Origin of the sequence: Acinetobacter sp. T_3_1 (assembly GCF_025377055.1) — a bacterium.
Lineage (GTDB): Bacteria > Pseudomonadota > Gammaproteobacteria > Pseudomonadales > Moraxellaceae > Acinetobacter > Acinetobacter kookii.
The window spans coordinates 1-2,251 of sequence record NZ_JACHVD010000043.1 but is presented as its reverse complement, the minus strand read 5'-3'; the positions used below and the strand labels follow the sequence as shown (position 1 = coordinate 2,251).

Annotated in this window: 1 protein-coding gene; it reads right to left on the bottom strand. The window is 40.9% G+C overall.

Features of this window, described 5'->3' with window-relative positions; genetic code table 11:
* Positions 1–211: 211 nt before the first annotated feature.
* Positions 212–1,831, bottom strand: coding sequence for an oleate hydratase (locus tag H4I94_RS16085; RefSeq protein WP_261183718.1), 1,620 nt, complete (start codon positions 1,829–1,831; stop codon positions 212–214).
* Between the last annotated feature and the right edge of the window lie 420 nt (positions 1,832–2,251).

Here is a 2,251-nt window from a genome sequence, read left to right as displayed (position 1 = left end):
TTAATAAAGTATAAAAGGTGTTTGTGTAGGCAATACCCTTACTTTTGATAAGCCAAAAGAAAGCAAAAGCCTTTGTTACCCATACATAACATCCCTATTATGATGGATAACGTGTGGCATCCCTGCCACACTCGTGTATCCAAACGTTGCTTAAATTAAACTATGTAATAGTGGCGACATAAAGGTGCTCTTATCGCTATATATTAAAAACTTAGTGGAACACTGTTTCTAAAGCTTTTAAACCCACTTTGGGATCAAGTAGACCGTTGTAAATTTCAGGGATTTCACGTTCCACCCCAAAAAATTCATAAATGACAAGCATCGCCCCACGAACTGAATATTCCACAGTAAAGACCACGTCATCTTCAATTTCCACAAACTGTCCAAGGAAAGCAAAGTTTTGTGAGCCTTGTGGAATTACCTGTGGACGATCCCCCGGTTTACGGCAGGCGAATAGGGCAGAGGCGTATGGCATCATGGCGGTAGTAACATCAGTCGTTGCCAAAACATGATCTAAAATGTCGTCAAAACCGAGCTGTTTAATCAGTTCTGTTAGGATTTCTTGCCCCGTGGCTTCGGACATTGGTTTTTTGATGTAATCGCCTATATGGTCAATTTGGAAACCGTAGCCCCATAAGGTATATAAACCTTCAGGTAAGTCGGCAAAGTGTGGCTGTGCAGGAACCACGATGGATAAATGCCAACCCGACTCATACCAAGTCATGAGTGCGCCTGTGCCTGGTTCATTGCCTGTATAGTCAATAATACGTTTAAGTAGCACGTCATCTTTCATGGTCAGAGTGAAAGACTCCCACTTATGTTCATCGACATTGCCATAAAAAGTCATTGGACGGCCAAAGTCTGGGGCTTTTTGTGCCAGCGTTTCCCAAAGCGTCCAGCCATGATCTTCTCGATGACGAATAAGGGCAGGCACGTCATGATTACCGCCATAACGTGAGTCTGCTGTAATAGAGCCTAAAGTGAAAATAGCTAAATCATTGGCTTTCAGATTAATTTGCTCTGAGCCTTCAGGCAATTGTACATATAGGCGTGAAGCGTAGCGTTCTTGAGTTTCAGCATTGGTAATGAAGTCTGCATCTGTGACATAGTGTCCAAAACGCACATCGACGCCTTGTGCGACTAACCAACGCTGTAGGGGCAGAATCATCGAGTCATATTGGTTGTACTTGGTACGTTTCACACCCGCTAAGGTATGAATGCGTGGCAATTCTTGAATAAAACGCAAGAAATAGCGTCTTAACTCTGCTGCACTGTGCCATTTTTGAAAAGCGAAAGTCGTGCGCCACATGCGCCAGAAATTGGTTTCAAAAAAGGTTTCATCAAAAAACTCATCAATGCGGCGACTGCCAATTTTTTCTTCTTTTGAAGCTAATAGGCGCAGCATCTGTGCACGATGTAGCGTATTCAGACCAAGCTTTGCTGCATCCGCAATGACATGTTCGGCATCAATCAACCGTGCATTGGCGTGGGTTTTCACTTTTTCATTAAACTCACGACATTCTTCACGCACCGAAATGTCTGGATTTTCCAAAGATGGAATACTGGAAAATAAGTCCCATAGGCACAAATAAGTTTCATCGGTCAGCATTCGCCCACCACGTGTTACCCAAGCTTGCGCGGCATGCGGTGTATGTCCACCATCCATCGAACCACCTGAAATATCGAGTTCTTCTAAAATATGGATATTTTTGGCAGGGACTTTGGCATCACGGATTGCAAATGCAGCAGCAGCCATACCTGCGATACCACCACCAATAATCCAAAGATGGGACTGTTGCGCGTCTAATGGGGTGCGCTTCTTATTTTGCATGGTTCACCTTTAATTATGATGTTAAAAATTATGAAGTAAAAAAATTGGTTTAGAAAAACCTTAAAAATAGTATGTCTTTTTATATATAAAAAATGTATGAAATGGGAAGCAATCCCCTCATTATATTTTGTAATCAAAAATAGACGTATGATGGCTATTTTTAATACACATTTGTCTTTTTATTAAAATTGAATATGATCTAAATAATTGATGTTAATGTTTATTGTTGAGTAATTGCTCTATTGTTGTTTTCACTATGCCGTATGCTAAATTTCTTAGATTCTCAAATGAAGTGCAACAGAGATTAAATTATTGGAAGGAAGCAAGATGAGCTAGCATTTTGCTTCCGACCGACCAAAGTCAAAGTTGCATCATGAACTACACTCATCTTACCCAAGAAGAAAGATATCAGATTTATAC

Coding starts and splice junctions, on each gene's coding strand:
- H4I94_RS16085 (WP_261183718.1), bottom strand. CDS start 1,831: ATGCAAAATAAGAAGCGCACCCCATTAGACGCGCAACAGTCCCATCTT.